Annotated in this window: 22 protein-coding genes; 14 read left to right on the plus strand and 8 right to left on the minus strand. The window is 52.2% G+C overall.

What is annotated here, in order from left to right; genetic code table 11:
- Nucleotides 1-417 precede the first annotated feature (417 nt).
- Together F4V72_RS22620 and mdtD are read left to right on the plus strand one after the other, a co-directional pair.
- Nucleotides 418-1,122, plus strand: coding sequence for a FadR/GntR family transcriptional regulator (locus tag F4V72_RS22620; protein ID WP_114049238.1), 705 nt, complete (start codon nt 418-420; stop codon nt 1,120-1,122).
- An 11-nt stretch (nt 1,123-1,133) separates the two neighbouring features.
- Complete coding sequence (gene mdtD / locus F4V72_RS22625) at nt 1,134-2,561, plus strand: multidrug transporter subunit MdtD (protein ID WP_136058586.1); 1,428 nt, start codon at nt 1,134-1,136, stop codon at nt 2,559-2,561.
- Here mdtD and rbsR read toward each other — a convergent pair.
- From rbsR to kup, 7 genes are all read right to left on the minus strand, one after another.
- Complete coding sequence (gene rbsR, locus F4V72_RS22630; RefSeq protein ID WP_000224487.1) at nt 2,527-3,525, minus strand: ribose operon transcriptional repressor RbsR; 999 nt, start codon at nt 3,523-3,525, stop codon at nt 2,527-2,529. The genes mdtD and rbsR overlap by 35 nt on opposite strands.
- A gap of 3 nt (nt 3,526-3,528) precedes the next feature.
- Entirely contained in the window at nt 3,529-4,458 is a 930-nt protein-coding gene (rbsK, locus tag F4V72_RS22635; RefSeq protein WP_063389941.1) for a ribokinase, read from the minus strand.
- 131 nt (nt 4,459-4,589) lie between these two features.
- Nucleotides 4,590-5,480: a ribose ABC transporter substrate-binding protein RbsB gene (rbsB, locus tag F4V72_RS22640; RefSeq protein ID WP_001056260.1), complete on the minus strand. Its 891-nt coding sequence runs from the start codon at nt 5,478-5,480 to the stop codon at nt 4,590-4,592.
- Between the two features lie 24 nt (nt 5,481-5,504).
- Nucleotides 5,505-6,470: a ribose ABC transporter permease gene (gene rbsC, locus F4V72_RS22645; protein ID WP_023247177.1), complete on the minus strand. Its 966-nt coding sequence runs from the start codon at nt 6,468-6,470 to the stop codon at nt 5,505-5,507.
- Between the two features lie 5 nt (nt 6,471-6,475).
- The gene (rbsA, locus tag F4V72_RS22650) at nt 6,476-7,981 is read right to left on the minus strand and encodes a ribose ABC transporter ATP-binding protein RbsA (protein WP_001664794.1); all 1,506 of its coding nucleotides are present in this window, start codon (nt 7,979-7,981) and stop codon (nt 6,476-6,478) included.
- Between the two features lie 7 nt (nt 7,982-7,988).
- Nucleotides 7,989-8,408: a D-ribose pyranase gene (gene rbsD, locus F4V72_RS22655; protein WP_053511065.1), complete on the minus strand. Its 420-nt coding sequence runs from the start codon at nt 8,406-8,408 to the stop codon at nt 7,989-7,991.
- A gap of 216 nt (nt 8,409-8,624) precedes the next feature.
- On the minus strand, nt 8,625-10,493 hold the full coding sequence (gene kup / locus F4V72_RS22660) for a low affinity potassium transporter Kup (RefSeq protein WP_000102340.1): 1,869 nt from the start codon (nt 10,491-10,493) through the stop codon (nt 8,625-8,627).
- A 348-nt stretch (nt 10,494-10,841) separates the two neighbouring features.
- On the opposite strand from kup, the gene ravA reads away from it, so the two are divergent.
- Nucleotides 10,842-12,338, plus strand: coding sequence for an ATPase RavA (ravA, locus tag F4V72_RS22665; RefSeq protein WP_023247179.1), 1,497 nt, complete (start codon nt 10,842-10,844; stop codon nt 12,336-12,338).
- Nucleotides 12,332-13,783 carry an ATPase RavA stimulator ViaA gene (gene viaA / locus F4V72_RS22670; protein WP_023247180.1) on the plus strand — a complete coding sequence of 484 codons (1,452 nt, stop codon included), beginning with the start codon at nt 12,332-12,334 and terminating at the stop codon, nt 13,781-13,783. Before ravA ends, viaA begins: the two co-directional genes overlap by 7 nt.
- 4 nt (nt 13,784-13,787) lie before the next feature.
- Here the strand turns inward: viaA and asnA are convergent, their stop codons facing one another.
- The gene (gene asnA / locus F4V72_RS22675) at nt 13,788-14,780 is read right to left on the minus strand and encodes an aspartate--ammonia ligase (protein ID WP_121767594.1); all 993 of its coding nucleotides are present in this window, start codon (nt 14,778-14,780) and stop codon (nt 13,788-13,790) included.
- 150 nt (nt 14,781-14,930) lie between these two features.
- Here asnA and asnC point away from each other — a divergent pair, with 150 nt between their 5' ends.
- From asnC to atpA, 10 genes are all read left to right on the plus strand, one after another.
- Nucleotides 14,931-15,389 (plus strand): transcriptional regulator AsnC, encoded by a 459-nt coding sequence (gene asnC / locus F4V72_RS22680; RefSeq protein ID WP_053529120.1) that lies wholly within the window; start codon nt 14,931-14,933, stop codon nt 15,387-15,389.
- An 89-nt stretch (nt 15,390-15,478) separates the two neighbouring features.
- Nucleotides 15,479-15,922, plus strand: coding sequence for an FMN-binding protein MioC (gene mioC / locus F4V72_RS22685; protein WP_023247183.1), 444 nt, complete (start codon nt 15,479-15,481; stop codon nt 15,920-15,922).
- A gap of 378 nt (nt 15,923-16,300) precedes the next feature.
- Nucleotides 16,301-18,190 carry a tRNA uridine-5-carboxymethylaminomethyl(34) synthesis enzyme MnmG gene (mnmG, locus tag F4V72_RS22690; protein WP_053529119.1) on the plus strand — a complete coding sequence of 630 codons (1,890 nt, stop codon included), beginning with the start codon at nt 16,301-16,303 and terminating at the stop codon, nt 18,188-18,190.
- A gap of 98 nt (nt 18,191-18,288) precedes the next feature.
- Nucleotides 18,289-18,912 carry a 16S rRNA (guanine(527)-N(7))-methyltransferase RsmG gene (gene rsmG / locus F4V72_RS22695; RefSeq protein ID WP_023247185.1) on the plus strand — a complete coding sequence of 208 codons (624 nt, stop codon included), beginning with the start codon at nt 18,289-18,291 and terminating at the stop codon, nt 18,910-18,912.
- A 615-nt stretch (nt 18,913-19,527) separates the two neighbouring features.
- Nucleotides 19,528-19,908 (plus strand): F0F1 ATP synthase subunit I, encoded by a 381-nt coding sequence (atpI, locus tag F4V72_RS22700; RefSeq protein ID WP_023247186.1) that lies wholly within the window; start codon nt 19,528-19,530, stop codon nt 19,906-19,908.
- Between the two features lie 8 nt (nt 19,909-19,916).
- Nucleotides 19,917-20,732 (plus strand): F0F1 ATP synthase subunit A, encoded by an 816-nt coding sequence (atpB, locus tag F4V72_RS22705; RefSeq protein ID WP_000135628.1) that lies wholly within the window; start codon nt 19,917-19,919, stop codon nt 20,730-20,732.
- Nucleotides 20,733-20,778: 46 nt separating this feature from the next.
- Nucleotides 20,779-21,018 carry a F0F1 ATP synthase subunit C gene (atpE, locus tag F4V72_RS22710; RefSeq protein ID WP_000429386.1) on the plus strand — a complete coding sequence of 80 codons (240 nt, stop codon included), beginning with the start codon at nt 20,779-20,781 and terminating at the stop codon, nt 21,016-21,018.
- Between the two features lie 59 nt (nt 21,019-21,077).
- Complete coding sequence (gene atpF / locus F4V72_RS22715; protein WP_001052212.1) at nt 21,078-21,548, plus strand: F0F1 ATP synthase subunit B; 471 nt, start codon at nt 21,078-21,080, stop codon at nt 21,546-21,548.
- 14 nt (nt 21,549-21,562) lie between these two features.
- Nucleotides 21,563-22,096 (plus strand): F0F1 ATP synthase subunit delta, encoded by a 534-nt coding sequence (gene atpH, locus F4V72_RS22720; RefSeq protein ID WP_001288957.1) that lies wholly within the window; start codon nt 21,563-21,565, stop codon nt 22,094-22,096.
- A 12-nt stretch (nt 22,097-22,108) separates the two neighbouring features.
- Complete coding sequence (atpA, locus tag F4V72_RS22725; RefSeq protein WP_001176751.1) at nt 22,109-23,650, plus strand: F0F1 ATP synthase subunit alpha; 1,542 nt, start codon at nt 22,109-22,111, stop codon at nt 23,648-23,650.
- The last annotated feature ends 41 nt before the right edge of the window (nt 23,651-23,691 follow it).

Genomic DNA, 23,691 nt, shown 5'->3' on the forward strand with positions numbered 1-23,691 from the left:
GTATTCATTTTTCGTCCGGGGACGTTAAGAATCCGTATCTTCGAGTGCCCACACAGATTGTCTGATAAATTGTTAAAGAGCAGTGCCGCTGCGCTTTTCTCAGCGGCGCGGGGTGTGCATATTACGCCTTCCCGCTTCAGAGTCAAGCGTTTATTTTCGCTTTTCTCCGTGAGGTTCTGGTCTGAACCCCGCTGACCCGGCGGCCTGTGTGCCGTTGTTCCGTGTCAGTGGTGGCGCATTATAGGGAGTTATTTCTGCCTGACAAGAGGAAATTTAAAATAATTTTCTGAGTGTTTCTTTTTTCACCAACAGCAAGCTTAACGTGCCATAAAATAAGCAAATTGCCGTTATTGCAACCGCAATCACACTTCCTGGTGGCATACTAATAACCAAACGAAAGAGAAAGGAAGAACATTCATGCCTTTAAGCGCACAACAATTAGCCGCACAGAAAAATCTATCCTATGTTCTGGCTGAAAAGCTGGCGCAGCGGATATTAAAGGGTGACTACGCCCCTGGTACGATTCTTCCCGGCGAAATAGAACTGGGCGAGCAATACGGCGTAAGTCGAACGGCAGTTCGCGAAGCGGTGAAAACGTTGACGGCTAAAGGTATGGTGCTACCCCGTCCGCGCATTGGAACGCGGGTGATGCCGCAGGGAAACTGGAACTTTCTGGATCAAGAGTTGCTAACCTGGTGGATGACGGAAGAAAACTTCCATCAGGTAGTGGACCATTTCCTGGTAATGCGAATCAGTCTGGAACCGCAAGCCTGCCGACTGGCGGCGATTATCGGCACACCTGAGCAGAAAGCGCGGCTGAATACCTTAATGGAAGAGATGGTTGCGCTGAAAAAGTATTTTAAGCGTGAACGCTGGATTGAAGTAGATATGACGTGGCACGGGCATATCTACGAAATGAGCGCCAATCCCTTTTTGATCTCTTTTGCTACGCTATTTCATTCGGTTTACCGCACTTACTTTACCTCAATCACCTATAACGAGGTGGTAAAGCTGGATTTGCACCAGGCCATTGTTGATGCCATCGCTGATGGCGACGGCGAACGCGCTTTCCAGGCCTGTCAGGCGTTGTTAATAGCGCCCAATGAGAGACCAGATAATTAACAGGATATTGAATGACCAGCAAAAAAGCGCGCAGTATGGCTGGCCTGCCGTGGATCGCGGCGATGGCCTTCTTTATGCAGGCGCTAGACGCCACCATTTTGAATACCGCTTTACCGGCTATTGCGCATAGCCTTAACCGTTCACCACTCGCCATGCAGTCCGCTATTATCAGTTATACCCTGACAGTAGCTATGTTAATTCCGGTAAGCGGCTGGCTGGCTGACCGCTTCGGTACGCGTCGCGTCTTTATGGTTGCCGTAAGTCTGTTTACGTTAGGCTCGCTGGCCTGCGCGCTCTCCAGTTCACTATCTGAATTGGTTATTTTTCGCGTCGTACAAGGCGTCGGCGGAGCGATGATGATGCCAGTGGCGCGACTGGCGTTATTGCGAGCCTATCCGCGTAGTGAGCTGCTGCCCGTTCTTAACTTTGTCACTATGCCGGGGCTGGTAGGTCCGATTCTGGGGCCGGTATTAGGCGGCGTGCTGGTGACCTGGGCAAGCTGGCACTGGATCTTCCTGATTAATATTCCCATTGGCGTTATAGGCATTCTGTATGCTCGCAAATATATGCCCAACTTCACCACGCCGCGTCGCAAGTTTGACATGACCGGCTTCTTTCTCTTTGGGTTAAGTCTGGTATTGTTTTCCAGCGGAATGGAACTGTTTGGCGAGAAAATTGTGGCGACATGGATCGCATCCGCCATTATTTTTTGCAGTATCGTTCTGCTATTGGCCTATATCCGCCACGCCCGCCGTCATCCGACACCGTTAATATCACTATCGCTGTTTAAGACACGCACATTTTCCGTCGGTATTGCCGGCAACCTCGCTACGCGTCTGGGCACAGGCTGCGTACCTTTTTTGATGCCGTTAATGCTACAGGTTGGTTTTGGCTACCCGGCACTGATTGCCGGCTGCATGATGGCGCCAACAGCCTTGGGTTCTATTATCGCGAAATCGACCGTAACGCAGGTTTTACGACGTTTGGGATACAGGAAGACGCTGGTCGGCATTACGGTATTTATCGGCCTGATGATTGCCCAGTTTTCATTTCAATCTCCCGCCATGTCGATCTGGATGCTAGTACTGCCGCTATTCATTCTTGGAATGGCGATGTCCACTCAATTTACGGCAATGAATACGATTACTCTTGCGGATCTGACGGACGATAATGCCAGCAGCGGCAACAGCGTGCTGGCCGTCACGCAGCAATTGTCTATCAGCTTAGGCGTGGCGATCAGCGCGGCGGTGTTACGTATCTATGAAGGTTTTGCGGGCACCAGTACCGTAGAACAGTTCCACTATACCTTTATCACAATGGGAGCGATCACTATCGTGTCCGCGCTGATGTTCATGCTGCTAAGAGCCAAAGACGGCAACAATCTGATTAAAGAACGGCATAAATCTAAACCGACCCACGCACCGTCAAAACCGGAGTAAGCTGAAGTCGCTGTTGTTGCAAGGCGGGCTGCGCCATCCGATGAATCAACACATCAATAGCCAGCTCGCCCAATTCATCTTTCGGCTGATGGATAGTCGTCAGCGGCGGCGTCATATAGCGCGCCAGCTCAATATCATCATATCCAATTACTGCCATATCCTGCGGGATACGAAGCCCCGCCTGATATAGCGCCTGATAGGCGCCGACAGCCATCGCATCGTTTCCAGTAAAAACCGCTTGTGGTCGCTGTTGATGGGCAAGTAACGCTTGCATGGCGTCAAAGCCGCCGCCAAATTCAAAATCGCCAGTGATCTCATAGCCTTGCGGAATAGCCAGCCCTGCTCGTTTCATCGCCGCCCGATACCCTTCCAGCCGCAAACGCGCAGGCGTTTTGTCCAGCGGGCCGGTAATACAGGCAATTCGGGTAAATCCTTTATCGATAAGGTGTTGCGTCGCAAGATCGCCGCCTAACAACGAATTATCCTGAATAAGATCGCTATCGCCCTCACCATCAAACGGCGACCAGTCCATCATGACGGTAGGAATAGACGGATAACGTTCCATTATTTCACGAGAAGGCTGATGCGTTTCGGTACAAAGCAGCAGTAAACCGTCTACCCGTTTTTGCATCAGCGTCTCCAGGTTGCGGTTCATCCGTTGCTCGTCGCCTTCGGTATTGCACAGCACCAGACTATAGCCGCGCTCAAAACAGCTTCGCTCAACGCCGCGCACCAGTTCGGAATAAAAAGGGTTGGTACTGGCGGTAATCAGCATTCCAATCGTGCGGGTCTGGTTTAATTTGAGGCTTCGCGCCAGCGCGGAAGGCGCATAGTTAAGCGATTTAATCGCCGCTTCAACTTTTTCGGTAATCGTCTCACTCACAAAGCGATCTTTGTTAATAACGTGAGAGACTGTCGATGTAGAGACTCCCGCCAGGCGGGCAACATCTTTCATAGTAGCCAAGCGTTACCCCTGCTGATGTAAAAACGCTTCTATCTCTTCGCGCCACGGAACGGAAGGTTGCGCGCCTTTACGCGTGACGGCAATCGCCGCGGCGGCATGAGCAAAGCGAATCGCTTCCGGCAGCGGCGTCTCCTCCAGTATTGCGGTGATAAAGGCGCCGTTAAACGTATCTCCGGCGGCAATGGTATCGACAGCCTCAACGCTAAATCCAGGAACGCGGCGGCCCTCGCCGTTTACGCTGGCCCAGACGCCACGACTTCCTAAGGTAATTAATACGGTTCGAATGCCTTTATCATGCAAAACCTGCGCAGCTTTCGCGGCATCGTCGTCATTATCCACACGCACGCCCGTCAGCTTTTCAGCTTCCGTTTCATTTGGCGTGATGATATCCACCAGCGCCAGCAGTTCATCCGGTAACTCACGGGCAGGCGCCGGGTTAAGCGCAACAGTAGTATGATGTTGATGGGCGATTTTCGCCGCCGCCAGTACGCTTTCCAGCGGCGATTCCAGTTGCATCAGTAACGCATCCGCCTGCGCGATACGTTCACGTTGCGCATCAACCAACGCCGGCGATAACGCGGCATTCGCCCCGGCATGAATACCGATGACGTTCTCGCCTTCGCCATTAACGAAAATCAGCGCCACCCCGGTAGACTCGCCTTTAATGACGCTAACTGGCTCAATATCAATACGATCGCGGACTAATTGTTTACGAATACTGTCGCCAATATCGTCATCGCCCGTGCAGGCGATAAACGCAATATTTGCCCCGCTACGTCCCGCAGCAACCGCCTGATTCGCGCCTTTCCCGCCAAACGCGACCTGATAATGGCTACCGGTTACCGTTTCACCCGGGGTAGGGAAGGACTCAAGATTAAGGATATGATCGGCATTAATACTGCCAAGGACGATGAGATTACCTGCGGTTTTCATATTCGGGGTTCCAAGTCAAAGTGCGCCACCGGTTAGGGTGGCGCGTGCCCTGCTTTTCTTTTTTACGTTCACCTCAGCGGAGGCTCGCGTATTTATGTCGCCATCAGGCCATAGTTGACCCGTGTCGTTTATTACTGCTTGATGACCAGTTTCAGGTCAACCGGATATTTGGCCTGAACTTTTTCGCCTTTCAGCACCTTATCCGCCACTTCAACGCCTTTGGCGCCGATTTGATCCGGTAACTGAGCGATAGTCGCTGCCAGTTTGCCATCTTTTACAGCCTTTTCGCCATCCGGCGTACCGTCAAATCCAACCACCATCACATCTGCTTTACCGGCAGTTTGCAGTGCGCGCAATGCGCCCAGCGCCATTTCGTCGTTCTGGGCGAAGACAGCCTGAACATCCGGATGCGCGGTCAGCAGGTTCTGCATGACGTTCAGACCTTTAGTACGGTCGAAATCGGCTGGCTGGCTGGCCAGGACATTAAATTTGTGTGCGGCTACCGCTTGCTGGAAACCTTCGCCACGCTCACGCGCTGCGGATGTTCCGGCAATGCCTTGCAACTCAATCACTTTTGCGCCTTCACCAGCTTTTTTAGCGATATAGTCGCCAGCGATCTTGCCGCCCAGCACGTTATCAGACGCGATATGGCTGACGACATCGCCTTTGGTTGCCTGGCGGTCAAGCGTGATAACCGGAATCTTCGCCTGATTCGCCATCTTCACCGCGTTACCCACCGCATCGGAGTCAGTCGGGTTGATCAGCAGGATTTTGGTCCCGCGGACGGTTAAATCCTGCACGTTCGCCAGCTCTTTGGCAGGATTGTTCTGGGAGTCCAGCACCACCAGGTTATAACCCAGTTTATCTGCCTCTTTTTGCGCCCCGTCTTTTAACGAAACGAAGAAGGGATTATTGAGGGTAGAGATCACCAGCGCAATGGTGTCTTTCGCCATTGCATTCGCGCTCACGGTGGCGCTCAGCGCAACAGCAGATACCAGGGTAGCCAGTTTTTTCATGTTCATATTTAAGATGTCCTGTAGTCGTTGTTACTGCTTTTTGTTGTCTACCAGCACCGCCAGCAAAATCACCACCGCTTTGACGATCATCTGGTAATAGGAGGAAACACCTAACAAATTCAAACCATTATTAAGGAAACCGAGAATCAATGCGCCGATCAATGTCCCAACAATGCGTCCTTTACCGCCTGCAAGGCTGGTGCCGCCCAGCACCACGGCGGCAATAGCATCCAGCTCATAGCCGGTACCCGCCGTCGGCTGCGCGGAAGAGAGGCGCGCCACTTCAATGATGCCCGCCAGCGACGCTGTCAGGCCGCAAAGTGAATAGACGATAATTTTCACTTTGCTCACGCTAATGCCAGACAGCCGCGTCGCCGCTTCGTTACCGCCCAGCGCGTAGATATAGCGTCCCAGACGGGTGTGATGCAGCATATACCAGGCGGCGATAAAGACGATAGCCATGATCCAGACCGGCGTAGGAACGCCCAGCGGACGGCCGATACCGAACCAGCCAAACAGATCGGCGTTATCGGTAAAGCCGGTGTTGACCGGACTACCATTGGTGTAAACCATTGTCACGCCGCGCAGTAGCAGCATCATCACCAGCGTAGCGATAAATGCCTGTACGCGGCCTTTCGCGACGATAACGCCAGTGACGGCACCAATCGCAGCGCCCAGCGCCAGCGCGGCGGCAACCGCCACCAGCGCATTCACTTCAACGCCGACGATTGAAGCGGCAACTGCGCCGGTGAGCGCCAGCAGGGAACCGACGGACAGATCGATCCCTGATGTCAGAATCACCAACGTCATCCCCACCGCCATAATGGCGTTAACGGAGGTCTGTTGAAGAATGTTGAACAGATTATTAACGGTAAAAAAGTTGGGGCTCAACGTCGAAACAATCGCAATCAGCACCAACAGGGCAATGAGCGATTTCTGCTCCATCAACCATGCTTTAGTGAAATAACGGCGACCAGAAACAGCCTGAGTTGTCATCTTTTTTACTCCTGATTCACGCGATTAAGCTTGCCCACTGCGGCAGCCATTAACACTTCCTGGGTGGCCTGCTCGCGAGTAAATTCACCGCTGAGATGCCCTTCATGCATGACAATGATACGATCGCTCATGCCTAATACTTCTGGCATCTCAGATGAGACCAGAATGATGCTCAGGCCGTCGGCCTTAAACTGGTTGATAAGCTGGTAAATCTCTTTCTTCGCGCCGACGTCCACGCCGCGGGTCGGCTCGTCGAGAATGAGTACTTTCGGGCGCGTCATCAACCCGCGGGCAATCGCCACCTTTTGCTGATTACCGCCGGAAAGCAGGCCTATCGCCTGTTCCATTGACGGCGTTTTGACGTTGAACAGACGGATAAAATCCCCCACCGCCTGCTGCTCGTCTTTGTGCTTCAGGCTTCCGCCAGCGCGGCTGAAATAACCCAGCGCAGTCAGCGACATATTCTCTTTAACTGACATGCCCAGTACCAGCCCATCGCGCTTACGGTCTTCAGAGATATAAACGATGCCATTGGCCAGCCCGTCCTGCGGAGAATGCGTCACCACTTCGTGTCCATCGAGCGTCACGTAACCGCTGGTACGCGGCATCGCGCCGTACAATACTTTCATCAACTCGGTGCGCCCGGCTCCCATCAGGCCGGAAATACCAAGAATCTCGCCTTTTCGCAGCACAAAGGAGACATCATTCACGCCCGGCCCGCAAAGATTATCAACCTTCAGGCGAATCTCACCCGGCGCGTTATCCAGATGCGGGTACTGATCTTCCAGCTTACGTCCCACCATCATTTCGATAAGAGAATCTTCGGTCAACGTGGCCACTTCACGCTCGGCGATAAACTGCCCATCACGGAAGACCGTCACGTCATCGCAAATTTCGAAAATCTCTTTCATACGGTGAGATATATAGACAATACCGCGCCCCTGCGATTTTAATTCGCGGATCACGCGGAACAGAGATTCGGTTTCAGTGTCGGTCAGCGCATCGGTCGGTTCATCCATAATGATGACTTTGGATTCGAAGCTCAGCACTTTGGCGATTTCCACCATTTGCTGATCGCCGATAGAGAGTTCGCCCACCAGCTTATCGCTCTTAAAGCGCAGATTGAGTTTGGCTAAGAGTTGGTCGGCTTCGGCATACATCTTTTTCCAGTCGATTTTGCCAAAGCGATTTACAAACTCACGGCCCAGGAAGATGTTTTCCGCAATGGTCAACTGCGGGATCAGATTCAGTTCCTGATGAATAATGCCGATCCCGGCTTCCTGAGACGATTTAGGCCCATTAAAGGTGGTCTCTTTACCCAGCCATAACAACGATCCCGCATCTCGCGTATAGATGCCGGTTAATACTTTCATCATGGTGGATTTTCCGGCGCCATTTTCCCCCACCAGCGCCATAACGCGGCCAGGATAAACATTTAACGCGGCGCCAGAGAGAGCCTTCACGCCGGGGAACGCTTTATCGATCCCCTTGAGTTGCAGTAATGCGTCCATAGCGGCCTCAGAAAGTGACGCCAGCGCAAAGAATAACGTTCGCATACGGGGAACATTCCCCGCTGCGAATCACCGCCTGACTGTCTGCAGTCAATTTTTTGAATTGTTCGTGTGTCGTATAACTAATTTTTATGGTGTTTCCCTGGTGTTGTTGCAGTTGCTCAAGGTGAGTGAGCAACGTTTCGTGGAGCTGCGGATTCTGTTGTTTGATTTCCGTTGCAAGAATCGCCGCCTCAACCTGCATTTCCTGTGTCACGACATTCACCACCTGCATAAAAGAAGGTACGCCCTGGGTGAGTGCCATATCGATACGCGCGGCGCTATTCGGGATGGGTAAACCCGCATCACAGACCACCAGAGTATCAGTATGCCCCAGACGGGAAATGACCGACGAGATTTCAGAGTTGAGTACGGTGCCTTTCTTCATTTTTCTGCTCCACTAGCGAAACGTTTCGCTGGCCGCAGTGTAAACCCAGAAGTGTTCATTAAACCATCATGACGTAACAGAATTGTGATCGCCGTCGAAACGTTTCGCTACCGGGTATGACGTGAAGATAATCACCCAATGGCGATTATCTTGCGAGAGCCTACGGATTGGCCAGGCCGGGTAAGCCAACGCGGCCCCCGGCATGTTGATAAGGGATTAAATCTCGACCTGCGTTCCTAACTCAATCACGCGGTTAGGCGGGATCTCGAACTGATCCGGCGCACGCAGGGCGTTGCGTTGCAACAATAAATACAGTTTACCGCGCAAACGCAAATACCACGGGCGTTTGCCGACAATCAACGACTCGTGCGACATAAAGAATGACGTTTCCATCATCCGGCAGCTAAGTCCTTCCAGACCGCAGCGGTGGAACACCTCTTCTACGTTTGGCGTTTCGCGCCAGCCGTAGCTCGCCACCACGCGCCAGAATGTCGGAGACAACTGCTCAATCTGCACCCGGCGAACGTTATGCACATAAGGCGCATCTTCCGTACGCAACGTCAGTAAGATTACGCGCTCATGCAACACTTTGTTGTGCTTCAGGTTATGCAGTAAAGCAAAAGGGATCACATTGAGCGCGCGCGACATGTATACGGCAGTACCCGGCACCCGAACCGGCGGTGACTTCTCCAGTGAAGCAATCATCGCTTCCAGCGAATTACCGTGTTCATGCATACGACGCAACAGACGGAAACGCTCGCTCTTCCAGGTGGTCATGATTGTGAACATGATCAGGCCCAGGCTCAGCGGTAGCCAACCACCGGACAACAATTTGTCGAGGTTAGCCGAGAACAGCGGGATATCCACGCACAGGAACGCCACGAGGATCAGCGCGACAAAGTATTTGTTCCAGTGCCAGTTCTTACGCGCCACGGTCGTAGAAAGAATAGACGTCAGCACCATCGTACCAGTCACGGCGATACCATAGGCCGCCGCCAGGTTGCTGGAGTGCTCAAAGCTAACAATAACAACCACGACCGCAAAATAAAGCAACCAGTTAACGAAAGGGATATAGATCTGACCGGACTCCATCTCGGAGGTATGAATAATACGCATCGGCGACAAATAGCCAAGACGCACGGCCTGACGCGTCAGCGAAAAGACGCCGGAAATTACCGCCTGGGAGGCGATAACCGTCGCCAGCGCGGCCAGAATCAGCAGAGGAATTAACGCCCAGTCCGGCGCCAGCAGAAAAAAGGGGTTTTTAATCGCTTCCGGATGCTTTAATAGCAATGCGCCCTGACCAAAGTAGTTCAGCACTAACGACGGCAATACCACGGTAAACCACGCCAGGCGAATCGGGAACTTACCGAAGTGTCCCATATCGGCGTACAACGCCTCTACGCCGGTAATCGACAGCACCACCGCGCCCAATGCAATAAACGATACGGTTTTATATTCAAGGAAAAAACGTACCGCCCAGACAGGATTCAGCGCATGTAACACTTCGGGATTGGCAATAATACTGCGCAGGCCAAGTACCGCCAGGATTAAAAACCAGGTCAGCATGATCGGCGCGAAGAGTTTCCCTACCATTCCCGTACCGTGCTTCTGAATCATAAACAACAGAGTCAGCACAATAATGGAGAGCGGGACAATCCAGGTATCCAGCTGCGGCGCGACAATCTCCAGGCCTTCAATAGCCGACATCACCGAAATCGCCGGCGTAATCACCACTTCGCCATAGAAAAAGCTGCCGCCTATCAGTCCCATGATAACTAACATGGATGTGGTGCGCGCCGAGGTATTACGTCCGGCAAGCGACATCAGCGTCAAAATCCCGCCTTCACCCGCGTTATCGGCGCGCATCACGAAGGTGAGATATTTGATGGAAACCACAAAGATGAGTAGCCAGAAGATCAGCGACAGAAAACCAAACACGGCATCTCGTTCAACGCCAAAACCAAACTGACCGGACAAACATTCACGAAGCGTATAAAGCGGGCTGGTACCAATATCACCGTAGACAACCCCAATAGCTGCGAGGGTAATCGCAGGCAACGATTGCTTATTATCAGTGCTCATAGACTCATCTTTCGTTTATACACGTCACCCTCCACGCTACCTCCTTGTCGGCTGCATTCGCTTATCCCAGTCACACGTTTAATGTCAGTGCCAGGGGATTCACTCCTTTGCCGCCTTGATGTAGTTTGAATGAATGAGTGTATAGATATGAAATGTGTGCTTAGTCCCTTGGCCCACAAAAAAGCGCACAGTATGCACGATTAATCATAAAATCGTACCCCTAAATGAAGCCAGATTAACCTGGCTCAAAGAAAAATAAACAGCGCATCAGACGATTACAGCCCCGGTGGTGAAACGTCTATACTCGCAATTAGCATGATCCATTTGACGAAAGGACGCCTCTTTATTATGGCTCACCCACATTTATTAGCGGAAAGAATTTCCCGTCTGAGCAGCGCCCTTGAGAAGGGGCTGTATGAACGTAGTCACGCCATACGCCTTTGTCTACTGGCAGCGCTAAGCGGTGAGAGCGTCTTTTTGTTGGGCCCGCCCGGTATCGCCAAGAGTCTGATTGCCCGCCGTCTGAAGTTTGCTTTCCAGCGCGCCCGCGCTTTTGAATATCTGATGACTCGCTTTTCCACGCCGGAAGAGGTTTTTGGCCCGCTCTCTATTCAGGCGCTGAAAGATGAAGGTCGCTATGAACGCTTAACGACCGGCTATCTTCCCGAAGCCGAAATCGTTTTTCTTGATGAAATCTGGAAAGCAGGGCCCGCTATCCTTAACACATTGCTGACCGCCATTAACGAACGCCATTTCCGCAACGGCGCGTTTGAGGAAAAAATCCCGATGCGGCTGCTGGTGGCGGCCTCTAACGAACTGCCCGAAGCGGACAGCAGCCTGGAAGCGTTGTACGACCGAATGTTGATTCGCCTGTGGCTGGATAAAGTTCAGGATAAAGCCAATTTCCGCTCTATGCTGGTTAGTCAGCAGGATGAGAGCGATAACCCGGTTCCCGCCTCGTTACAGGTTAGCGATGAAGAATATCAACAGTGGCAAAAAGATATCGGCGCGATTTCACTCCCTGATCCGGTCTTTGAGCTGATATTTACTCTGCGCCAACAGTTGGATAAATTGCCAAATGCGCCTTATGTCTCCGACCGTCGCTGGAAGAAAGCCATCCGCCTGTTACAGGCCAGCGCCTTCTTTAGCGGACGCGACGCGGTTGCGCCGATTGACCTTATCCTGCTAAAAGATTGCTTGTGGTATGACGCGCAGAGTCTGAATCTCATGCAACAGCAACTGGAAATATTGATGACCGGACACGCCTGGCAGCAGCAGGCCATGTTGACTCGCCTCGGCGGTATCGTCCAGCGCCGCCTCCAGTTGCAACAACAACAAAGCGATAAAACCGCATTCACCGTCATTAAACAAGGTGGTATGTTCAGTCGTCGCCCATATTACACTTTACCGCCGGAGGCCAGCGCTTCAACTCTGACGTTACTGCTACAAAAACCGTTAAAACTGCATGATATGGAAGTGATCCATATTACATTTGACCGCAGCGCGTTGGAAATGTGGCTGACCAAAGGCGGCGAGATCCGCGGCAAACTGAACGGAATCGGCTTTGCCCAAACGCTGAATATGGAAGTCGATAACACCCAACATCTGGTGGTGCGCGACATCAGTCTACAAGGTACCCGTCTGGCGTTGCCAGGAGCGGCTGAAGACAGTATGCCTGCGGAGATCAAACAGCACCTGGAAGCGTTAGAAAACGACTGGCGCCAGCAGCATACCCGCTTCAGCGAGCAGCAACATTGCTTGTTTATTCACAGAGACTGGTTAGGGCGCATTGAAGCCAGCCTGCAAGATGTAGGAGAACAGATCCGCCAGGCGCAACAATGCTGACGCTGGATACGCTAAACGTCATGCTGGCCGTCAGCGAAGAGGGAATGGTCGAAGAGATGATCCTCGCGTTACTGGCCTCTCCGCAACTGGTCATTTTCTTTGAAAAGTTTCCGCGTTTAAAAAACGCCGTGACCGCCGATCTCCCGCGCTGGCGGGAGGCGCTACGCAGTCGGCTAAAAGACGCACGCGTTCCGCCGGAACTCACGGAAGAGGTTATGTGTTATCAGCAAAGCCAGCTTCTCTCTACACCACAGTTCATCGTGCGACTGCCGCAAATACTGGCGTTGCTTCATCGTCTACATTCACCATATGCCGCACAAGCGAAGCAGTTGACGGAGAGCAACAGTACCTTTACCCCTGCGCTACACACGCTTTTTTTGCAACGCTGGCGGTTAAGTCTGATCGTGCAGACCACCACGTTAAACCAGCAACTACTGGAAGAAGAGCGCGAGCAGTTGCTGAGTGACGTTCAGGAACGGATGACGCTGAGCGGGCAACTGGAACCGACGCTGGCGGAAAATGATAATGCCGCAGGCCGCCTGTGGGATATGAGCGCGGGCCAGCTTAAACGCGGTGATTATCAACTGATCGTAAAATACGGCGAATTTCTCGCCGCCCAGCCGGAACTAAAGCAACTGGCGGAACAACTGGGACGTTCGCGGGAAGCCAAATCGGTACCGAAAAAAGACGCGCCGATGGAAAGCTTTCGTACACTGGTACGCGAGCCCGCTACGGTGCCGGAGCAGGTTGACGGTATTCAGCAAGGCGATGATATCCTGCGCCTGTTGCCGCCAGAGCTGGCGACGCTCGGCATCACCGAGCTGGAATATGAATTCTACCGCCGGTTGGTGGAAAAACAGCTCCTCACCTATCGCCTGCATGGCGAAGCATGGCGTGAGAAAGTGACCGAACGGCCGGTAGTACACCAGGATGTCGACGAGCAGCCGCGCGGGCCGTTTATTGTCTGCGTCGATACTTCAGGCTCGATGGGAGGATTTAACGAGCAGTGCGCAAAAGCGTTCTGCCTGGCGTTGATGCGCGTTGCGCTGGCGGATAACCGCCGCTGTTTTATTATGCTGTTTTCCACTGACGTTGTGCGTTATGAACTCTCCGGCCCGGAAGGTATCGAGCAGGCCATCCGCTTTTTAAGCCAACGTTTTCGCGGCGGCACGGATATCGCTAGCTGTTTTCGCGTCATTATTGAACGGATGCAGGGACGGGAATGGTTTGATGCCGATGCGGTGGTCATTTCAGATTTTATCGCCCAACGCTTGCCGGATGACGTGGTGAGCAAAGTGGGAGAGTTGCAGCGCCGTCACCAGCACCGATTCCACGCGGTGGCGATGTCGGCACACGGCAAACCCGGCATCATGCGCATTTTTGATCATATCTGGCGCTTTGACACCGGGATGCGAAGCCGCCTGTTGCGACGCTGGCGGCGCTAACGGCTTATAAAATGGCAGGAATGCTTTCGCGAACCTGCGCGGGCCATACGCCGCACTGCACCTGACCAATATGCGGTAATTGCAGCAACAACATCGTCAGACGCGACTGTCCAATCCCACCGCCGATGGTCTGCGGCATTTCGCCGCGCAGCAGCGCCTGATGCCACTCCAGTTGCAGGCGATCTTCATCACCGGTTAACGCCAACTGGCGCATCAGCGTATCGGCATCTACGCGAATACCCATAGAGGAAAGCTCAAACGCATCTTCCAGCACCGGGTTCCACACCAGGATATCGCCGTTCAGACCAGCGTGACCCAGCTCAGATGCAGAGCTCCAGTCGTCATAGTCCGGCGCGCGAACATCATGACGTTGACCATCGCTAAGCGTGCCGCCGATCCCAACTAAAAATAGCGCGCCTAACGCTTTCGCGATCGCACGTTCACGACCTTTGGCATCGAGATCAGGATAGCGTGACAACAGATCCTGACTGTGAACAAAGTGGATCTGATCCGGCAGGAACGGCGCCAGACCAAACTGTTTATGCACTTCCATTTCCGTCGCCTTAATTCCCGCCCATATAGCCTCTACAGTGCTTTTCAGGGTGGAAAATTGGCGCTCGCCGTCGCCCATGACACGCTCCCAGTCCCACTGATCCACATAGACCGAATGAAGCGGAGAGAGTCGGTCTTCATCGGGGCGAAGGGCTTTCATGTGCGTGTAAAGCCCTTCGCCCGCGCTGAAGTCATGTTGCCCCAGGGTTTGACGTTTCCACTTCGCCAGTGAATGCACCACTTCGAACTGGGCGTCAGGCAATGCTTTCACTTTTACCTGCACCGCTTTTTCACAGCCGGACAAATTATCCTGCGTGCCATCCCCTACGCGGCTCAGGATCGGCGCCTGGACCTCAATCAGACCCAGACGCTCCTCCAACTGGCGAGAGAAATGTGATTTCACGAAGCTAATTTGACGTTGTTTGGCAATGTAAGCGGTTTTCATTTTTTTACTCCTGCGTCCTGTTGCCTATGATTAAGCAACAAAACGAGGCCACTATTCAATAATCAACAAACAAAAAGCCAACTTCAATTTTGATTCGTTAAAAATAACAGCTAAAATAAAGAGAATCATTAATCTTCATAAGAAAAAGCGATGGAAAATTATCAGATCGACAATCTGGACCGCGGCATCCTTGACGCCTTAATGGAAAATGCCCGTACCGCCTACGCCGAACTTGCCAAACAATTTGGCGTTAGCCCTGGAACCATTCATGTTCGCGTAGAGAAAATGAAGCAGGCCGGGATTATTACCGGCGCACGTATTGACGTCAGCCCTAAACAATTGGGCTACGATGTGGGCTGCTTTATTGGCATCATTCTAAAAAGCGCCAAAGACTATCCCTCCGCGCTGGCCCGGCTGAAAAGCCTGGATGAGGTGACGGAAGCGTATTACACCACCGGTCACTACAGCATCTTTATAAAAGTGATGTGTAAATCAATCGACGCACTCCAGCACGTACTTATCAACAAGATTCAAACAATTGATGAAATTCAGTCCACTGAGACACTGATCGTCTTGCAGAACCCGATCATGCGCACTATAAGGCCATGATCGGCTTTTTTAATCCCACATTTTTCCACAGGTAGATCCCAACTCGTTCACAGAGTACAATGCGGCCTCTTTACCTGAGCGAGCGATCAATGGCAGACATTACTCTTATCAGCGGCAGCACCCTGGGCGGCGCCGAATACGTCGCGGAACATCTGGCGGAAAAGCTGGAAGCTGCCGGTTTTTCAACCGAAACGGTACACGGTCCGCTATTAGAGGATCTGTCAGCTTCCGGGATCTGGCTGATAGTCAGTTCAACGCATGGCGCCGGAGACATTCCGGACAACCTGACCCCCTTCTATGAAGACCTTCAAACGCAAAAACCCGATCTTTCCGCGGTACGTTTTGGCGCAATTGGTATTGGCAGCCGAGAATATGACACGTTTTGCGGCGCGATTGAGAAAATAGAAACGGAACTGAAAGGCGCTGGCGCAAAACAGGTTGGAGAAACACTGAAGATCAACATCCTTGAACACGAAATTCCGGAAGATCCAGCGGAGATTTGGCTCGGATCCTGGATTAATTTACTCAAATAAGTGTAAAGATCGTGCGATCAACTGTGGATAACTCTGGTGGAAAGCTTGGATCAACCGGTAGTTATCCAAAGAATAACCATTGTTCACTTTTTGAGTTGTGTATAACTGCCTGTTTTGATCCCAGCTTATACGGGCCACGATCACCGATCATTCACAGCTAGTGATCCTTTCCAACGCATTGATCTTTATTACAGGTTCCGGGTTATCCACAGCCTGATGCGATCCTAATAAGAGATCACAATAGAACAGATCTCTAAATAAAAAGATCTTCTTTTTAATAGCCAGGATCCCGGGGCTTTCTCCATCAGCTAAAGTTGAGTAGAATCCACCGCCCGGGCTTCAATCCATTTTCACACCGCGTTATGCGAGGCAATTACCATGTTTTATCAGGATCCTTTTGACGTCATTATCATTGGCGGGGGTCATGCAGGCACTGAGGCCGCAATGGCCGCAGCGCGTATGGGTCAACAGACTCTGCTTTTGACACACAATATCGACACGCTGGGACAAATGAGCTGCAACCCGGCGATTGGCGGTATTGGGAAGGGACATCTGGTAAAAGAAGTGGATGCGCTCGGCGGTCTGATGGCGAAAGCGATCGATCGGGCAGGTATCCAGTTTAGGATACTAAACGCCAGCAAAGGCCCGGCCGTTCGCGCCACCCGCGCCCAGGCGGATCGAGTCTTGTATCGTCAGGCGATACGCACCGCGCTGGAGAACCAGCCGAACCTGATGATCTTCCAGCAAGCCGTTGAAGATCTGATTGTCGAGAATGATCGTGTCGTCGGCGCAGTGACCCAAATGGGCCTCAAATTCCGCGCCAAAGCCGTTGTACTGACGGTGGGCACGTTCCTGGATGGAAAAATCCATATTGGGCTGGATAACTACAGCGGCGGCCGTGCCGGCGATCCGCCGTCTATCCCGCTGTCTCACCGTCTGCGTGAGCTCCCGCTACGCGTTAGCCGCCTGAAGACCGGTACGCCGCCGCGTATTGATGCGCGCACTATCGATTTCAGCGTGTTGGCTCAACAGCATGGCGATAACCCGATGCCGGTTTTCTCGTTTATGGGGAATACTTCTCAGCATCCGCAACAGGTGCCGTGTTACATCACGCATACCAATGAGAAAACCCATGACGTGATCCGTAATAATCTCGATCGTAGCCCAATGTATGCCGGGGTGATCGAAGGGATCGGCCCGCGCTACTGTCCGTCGATCGAAGACAAAGTGATGCGTTTTGCCGATCGTAACCAGCATCAGATCTTCCTTGAGCCGGAAGGACTGACCTCTAACGAGATTTACCCTAACGGTATCTCCACCAGCCTGCCGTTTGACGTGCAGATGCAGATTGTCCGTTCCATGCAGGGCATGGAGAACGCGAAGATCGTTCGCCCTGGTTACGCGATTGAGTATGATTTCTTCGACCCGCGCGATCTGAAACCGACACTGGAAAGTAAATTTATTCACGGCCTGTTCTTTGCTGGTCAAATCAACGGTACTACCGGCTATGAAGAGGCTGCGGCGCAGGGCTTGCTCGCTGGTCTGAATGCCGCGCGTCTTTCCGCCGACAAAGAGGGCTGGGCGCCTGCGCGTTCTCAGGCTTATCTCGGCGTGCTGGTGGACGATCTGTGTACGCTGGGCACCAAAGAGCCGTATCGCATGTTTACCTCCCGCGCCGAATATCGCCTGATGCTGCGTGAGGACAACGCCGATCTGCGTCTGACCGAAATGGGCCGCGAGCTGGGTCTGGTGGATGATGAACGCTGGGCGCGATTCAACGAGAAGCTGGAAAATATCGAACGCGAACGTCAGCGGCTGAAATCGACATGGGTAACGCCGTCTGCGGAATCCGCTGATGAAGTGAATGCGCATTTGACCACGCCTCTCTCCCGTGAGGCCAGCGGCGAAGATCTGTTGCGTCGTCCGGAAATGACCTACGCGCAGCTCACTTCACTTGCTGCATTCGCGCCTGCGCTTGAAGATGAGCAAGCCGCTGAACAGGTGGAAATCCAGGTCAAATACGAAGGCTATATCGCTCGCCAGCAGGATGAGATTGAAAAACAACTACGTAACGAGAATACGTTGTTGCCTGCCACGCTGGATTATCGTCAGGTTTCCGGTCTGTCGAACGAAGTTATCGCCAAGCTGAACGATCATAAACCGGCGTCTATCGGCCAGGCATCGCGTATCTCCGGCGTCACGCCAGCGGCAATCTCCATTCTGCTGGTATGGCTGAAAAAACAAGGTATGCTGCGTCGCAGCGCTTAATAACCTTTTTGACGGGGCTCTGCGCTTTCCCGTCCTAAAATTGGTAGGCCGGATAAGGCAACGCCGCCGTCCGGCAAAGAAAACTACAGGTATCTACTGTGCTTAACAAACTTTCTCGCCTGCTGGATGAGGCTGGCATTTCGCTTACCGATCACCAGAAAACGCAGCTGGTCGCCTACGTTGATATGCTGCATAAATGGAATAAAGCCTATAATCTGACGTCCGTTCGCGATCCGGCTGAAATGGTTGTTCGCCACATCCTCGACAGCATTGTTGTTGCGCCATATCTCCAGGGACAGCGTTTTATCGATGTAGGAACGGGACCGGGACTGCCGGGCATTCCGCTGGCTATTGTTCTCCCTGACGCGCATTTCACCTTACTCGACAGCCTGGGCAAGCGGGTGCGTTTTCTGCGTCAGGTTCAGCATGAACTTAAACTGGAAAACATCACGCCGGTTCAAAGCCGCGTTGAAGCCTATCCCTCCGAGCCGCCGTTTGATGGCGTTATCAGCCGCGCTTTCGCATCGTTGAATGATATGGTGAGCTGGTGTCATCATCTGCCAGGAGAGAAAGGGCGTTTTTATGCCTTAAAAGGGCAATTGCCAGAGGATGAGATTGCCTCGCTACCTGATGATTTTAGCGTCGAATCTGTTGAAAAATTACGCGTTCCGCAACTGGAAGGGGAGCGGCACCTGGTGATTATTAAGTCAAACAAAGTTTAATTTTTATCAAAAAAAATAGAAAAAAAACGACGCAGCTTGTGTTAAAAATCGACAGGCGTAACGCATTTCAGCGTTGTTACATTTAACCCTGAATTTACGGTTTCTTTTCAACATTACAACGCTGCTGCTTTTGTTAAAATAGAGAGTAATCAACTTTGTAAATATAAGCCTGCTAAAAATCGAATCAAAAAACCACTTTTGCTTGTTAAATTTTTATTATAAATGTCAATGGGGCGTTTTAAGGGTGTAAGCCGGTATTTTTAAAACAGTGCCTGGTTTTACGCTTAAATATCAAAAAGATGAAAAGGCATGAATTGACACGTAAATGAATTGCGTAAGCGTGAATATGTTTAATATGTGATCTGGTGCACGCTTTATCGCCAGTGTTTTCGCGCTATTTGCAGTTTTGTACGATCGTTCACACTTTGGCTAAAAGTTAAAAATGCGGGCCAGAGAAAAATATTTAAACATTTATTCACCTTTTGGCTACTTATTGTTTGAAATCACGGGGGCGCACCGTATAATTTGACCGCTTTTTGATGCTTGACTCTAAGTCTTAAAGAACGTTTTATACGACACGCGGCCTACCTCGAAGGGAGCAGGAGTAAAAACGTGATGTCTGTGTCGCTCGAGAGTCGAAACGTTGCTCGTAAGCTTCTGTTCATTCAGTTTCTGGCGGTAATAGCAAGTGGCTTGCTGTTTTGCCTCAAAGACCCCTTCTGGGGCATCTCCGCATTGTGCGGGGGATTGGCAGTGGCACTGCCTAATATGTTGTTTATGATATTTGCCTGGCGTCACCAGGCGCATACACCTGCTAAGGGCCGCGTGTCCTGGACTTTCGCCTTCGGTGAAGCCTTTAAGGTGTTAGCGATGCTGGTTTTACTGGTGGTGGCGTTGGCGGTTTTAAAGGCGGTGTTTTTGCCGCTGATCGTTACGTGGGTTTTGGTGCTGGTGGTTCAGATACTGGCGCCGGCTGTAATTAACAACAAAGGGTAAAAGGCATCATGGCTTCAGAAAATATGACGCCGCAGGATTACATAGGACACCACCTGAATAACCTTCAGCTGGACCTGCGTACATTCTCGCTGGTGGATCCGCAGAACCCCCCAGCCACCTTCTGGACGCTCAATATTGACTCCATGTTCTTCTCGGTGGTGCTGGGTCTGTTGTTCCTGGTGATGTTCCGTAGCGTTGCTAAAAAAGCGACCAGCGGCGTGCCAGGCAAGTTTCAGACCGCGATTGAGCTGATAGTCGGCTTTGTGCATGGCAGCGTCAAAGACATGTACCATGGCAAAAGCAAGCTGATTGCGCCGCTGGCCCTGACGATTTTCGTTTGGGTATTCCTGATGAACCTGATGGACTTACTGCCTATCGACCTGCTGCCGTATATCGCTGAGCATTGGCTGGGTCTGCCGGCAACGCGCGTGGTGCCGTCTGCTGACGTTAACATCACCCTGTCGATGGCGCTGGGCGTATTCATCCTTATTCTGTACTACAGCATCAAAATGAAAGGCATCGGCGGCTTCGCAAAAGAGTTGACGCTGCAGCCGTTCAATCACTGGGCGTTCATTCCTGTCAACTTAATCCTTGAAGGGGTAAGTCTGCTGTCCAAACCGGTTTCTCTCGGTCTGCGACTGTTCGGCAACATGTATGCCGGTGAGCTGATTTTCATTCTGATTGCTGGTCTGTTGCCGTGGTGGTCACAGTGGATTCTGAATGTGCCGTGGGCCATTTTCCACATCCTGATTATTACGCTGCAAGCCTTCATTTTCATGGTTCTGACGATTGTCTATCTGTCGATGGCGTCCGAAGAGCATTAATTTACCAACACTACTACGTTTTAACTGAAACAAACTGGAGACTGTCATGGAAAACCTGAATATGGATCTGCTGTACATGGCTGCCGCTGTGATGATGGGTCTGGCGGCAATCGGTGCTGCGATCGGTATCGGCATCCTCGGGGGTAAATTCCTGGAAGGCGCAGCGCGTCAACCTGATCTGATTCCTCTGCTGCGTACTCAGTTCTTTATCGTTATGGGTCTGGTGGATGCTATCCCGATGATCGCTGTAGGTCTGGGTCTGTACGTGATGTTCGCTGTCGCGTAGTAAGCGTTGCTTGAATTAAGAGCAATATCAGAAGGTTAACTAGATAGAGGCATTGTGCTGTGAATCTTAACGCAACAATCCTCGGCCAGGCCATCGCGTTTATTCTCTTTGTCTGGTTTTGCATGAAGTACGTATGGCCGCCGTTAATGGCTGCCATCGAGAAACGTCAGAAAGAAATTGCTGACGGTCTTGCTTCTGCTGAACGAGCACATAAGGATCTTGACCTTGCAAAGGCCAGCGCGACCGACCAGCTGAAAAAAGCGAAAGCGGAAGCTCAGGTAATCATCGAGCAGGCAAACAAACGCCGCGCTCAGATCCTGGACGAAGCCAAAACTGAAGCAGAGCAGGAACGTACTAAAATCGTGGCGCAGGCGCAGGCTGAAATTGAAGCCGAGCGTAAACGCGCCCGTGAAGAGCTGCGTAAGCAAGTTGCTATCCTGGCTGTTGCTGGCGCCGAGAAGATCATCGAACGTTCCGTGGATGAAGCTGCTAACAGCGACATCGTGGATAAACTTGTCGCTGAACTGTAAGGAGGGAGGGGCTGATGTCTGAATTTGTTACGGTAGCTCGCCCCTACGCCAAAGCAGCTTTTGACTTTGCCGTTGAACACCAAAGTGTAGAGCGCTGGCAGGATATGCTGGCGTTTGCCGCCGAGGTAACCAAGAACGAACAAATGGCAGAGCTTCTCTCTGGCGCGCTGGCGCCGGAAACGCTCGCTGAGTCGTTTATCGCAGTCTGCGGTGAGCAGTTAGACGAAAATGGTCAGAACCTGATTCGGGTGATGGCTGAAAATAATCGTCTGAACGCGCTCCCGGATGTTCTGGAGCAGTTTATTCACCTGCGTGCCGCCAGTGAAGCTACCTCCGAGGTAGAAGTTACGTCGGCAACCGCATTGAGTGAAGAGCAGCTTTCGAAAATCAGCGCCGCGATGGAAAAACGTCTGTCACGCAAAGTGAAGCTGAATTGCAAAATCGATAAGTCTGTAATGGCAGGCGTTATCATCCGGGCGGGTGATATGGTCATTGATGGCAGCGTACGCGGCCGTCTTGAGCGCCTTGCAGACGTCTTGCAGTCTTAAGGGGACTGGAGCATGCAACTGAATTCCACCGAAATCAGCGAACTGATCAAGCAGCGCATTGCTCAGTTCAATGTTGTGAGTGAAGCTCACAACGAAGGTACTATTGTTTCTGTAAGTGACGGGGTTATCCGCATTCACGGCCTCGCCGATTGTATGCAGGGTGAAATGATCTCCCTGCCGGGGAACCGTTACGCTATCGCACTGAACCTGGAGCGCGACTCTGTGGGTGCGGTAGTCATGGGTCCGTACGCTGACCTTGCCGAAGGCATGAAAGTTAAATGTACGGGTCGTATCCTGGAAGTTCCTGTTGGCCGCGGCCTGCTGGGACGTGTGGTAAACACCCTGGGTGCGCCAATCGACGGTAAAGGTCCGGTTGATAATGACGGCTTCTCTGCCGTTGAAGCTATCGCGCCGGGCGTTATCGATCGCCAGTCTGTCGATCAGCCGGTGCAGACCGGTTATAAAGCCGTTGACTCCATGATTCCAATCGGTCGTGGTCAGCGTGAACTGATCATCGGTGACCGTCAGACCGGTAAAACCGCGCTGGCTATCGACGCCATCATCAACCAGCGCGACTCCGGCATCAAATGTATCTATGTCGCTATCGGCCAGAAAGCGTCCACCATCTCTAACGTGGTGCGTAAACTGGAAGAACACGGCGCGCTGGCTAATACCATTGTTGTGGTGGCGACTGCGTCCGAATCCGCTGCACTGCAATATCTGGCACCGTATGCCGGTTGCGCAATGGGTGAATACTTCCGTGACCGTGGCGAAGATGCGCTGATCATTTACGATGACCTGTCTAAACAGGCTGTTGCTTATCGTCAGATTTCCCTGCTGCTCCGTCGTCCGCCTGGACGTGAAGCATTCCCGGGAGACGTATTCTACCTCCACTCTCGTCTGCTGGAGCGTGCTGCGCGTGTTAACGCCGACTACGTCGAAGCCTTCACCAAAGGTGAAGTAAAAGGGAAAACCGGCTCACTGACCGCGTTGCCGATTATCGAAACGCAGGCAGGTGACGTTTCCGCGTTCGTTCCGACCAACGTAATTTCGATTACCGATGGTCAGATCTTCCTGGAATCTAACCTGTTTAACGCCGGTATTCGTCCAGCGGTTAACCCGGGTATCTCCGTATCCCGTGTAGGTGGCGCAGCCCAGACCAAGATCATGAAAAAACTGTCCGGTGGTATTCGTACCGCGCTGGCGCAGTATCGTGAACTGGCGGCGTTCTCTCAGTTTGCATCCGACCTTGACGATGCCACCCGTAAACAGCTTGACCACGGTCAGAAAGTGACCGAACTGCTGAAACAGAAACAGTATGCGCCGATGTCCGTCGCGCAGCAGTCTCTGGTTCTGTTCGCAGCAGAACGTGGTTATCTGGCGGATGTCGAACTGGCGAAAATCGGTAGCTTCGAAGCCGCATTGCTGGCTTACGTCGACCGTGATCACGCTCCGCTGATGCAAGAGATCAACCAGTCCGGTGGCTATAACGATGAAATCGAAGGCAAGCTGAAAGGCATCCTCGATTCCTTCAAAGCAACCCAGTCCTGGTAACGTCTGGCGGCTTGCCTTAGGGCAGGCCGCAAGGCATTGAG

This window comes from Salmonella enterica subsp. diarizonae (assembly GCF_008692785.1).
Lineage (GTDB): Bacteria > Pseudomonadota > Gammaproteobacteria > Enterobacterales > Enterobacteriaceae > Salmonella > Salmonella diarizonae.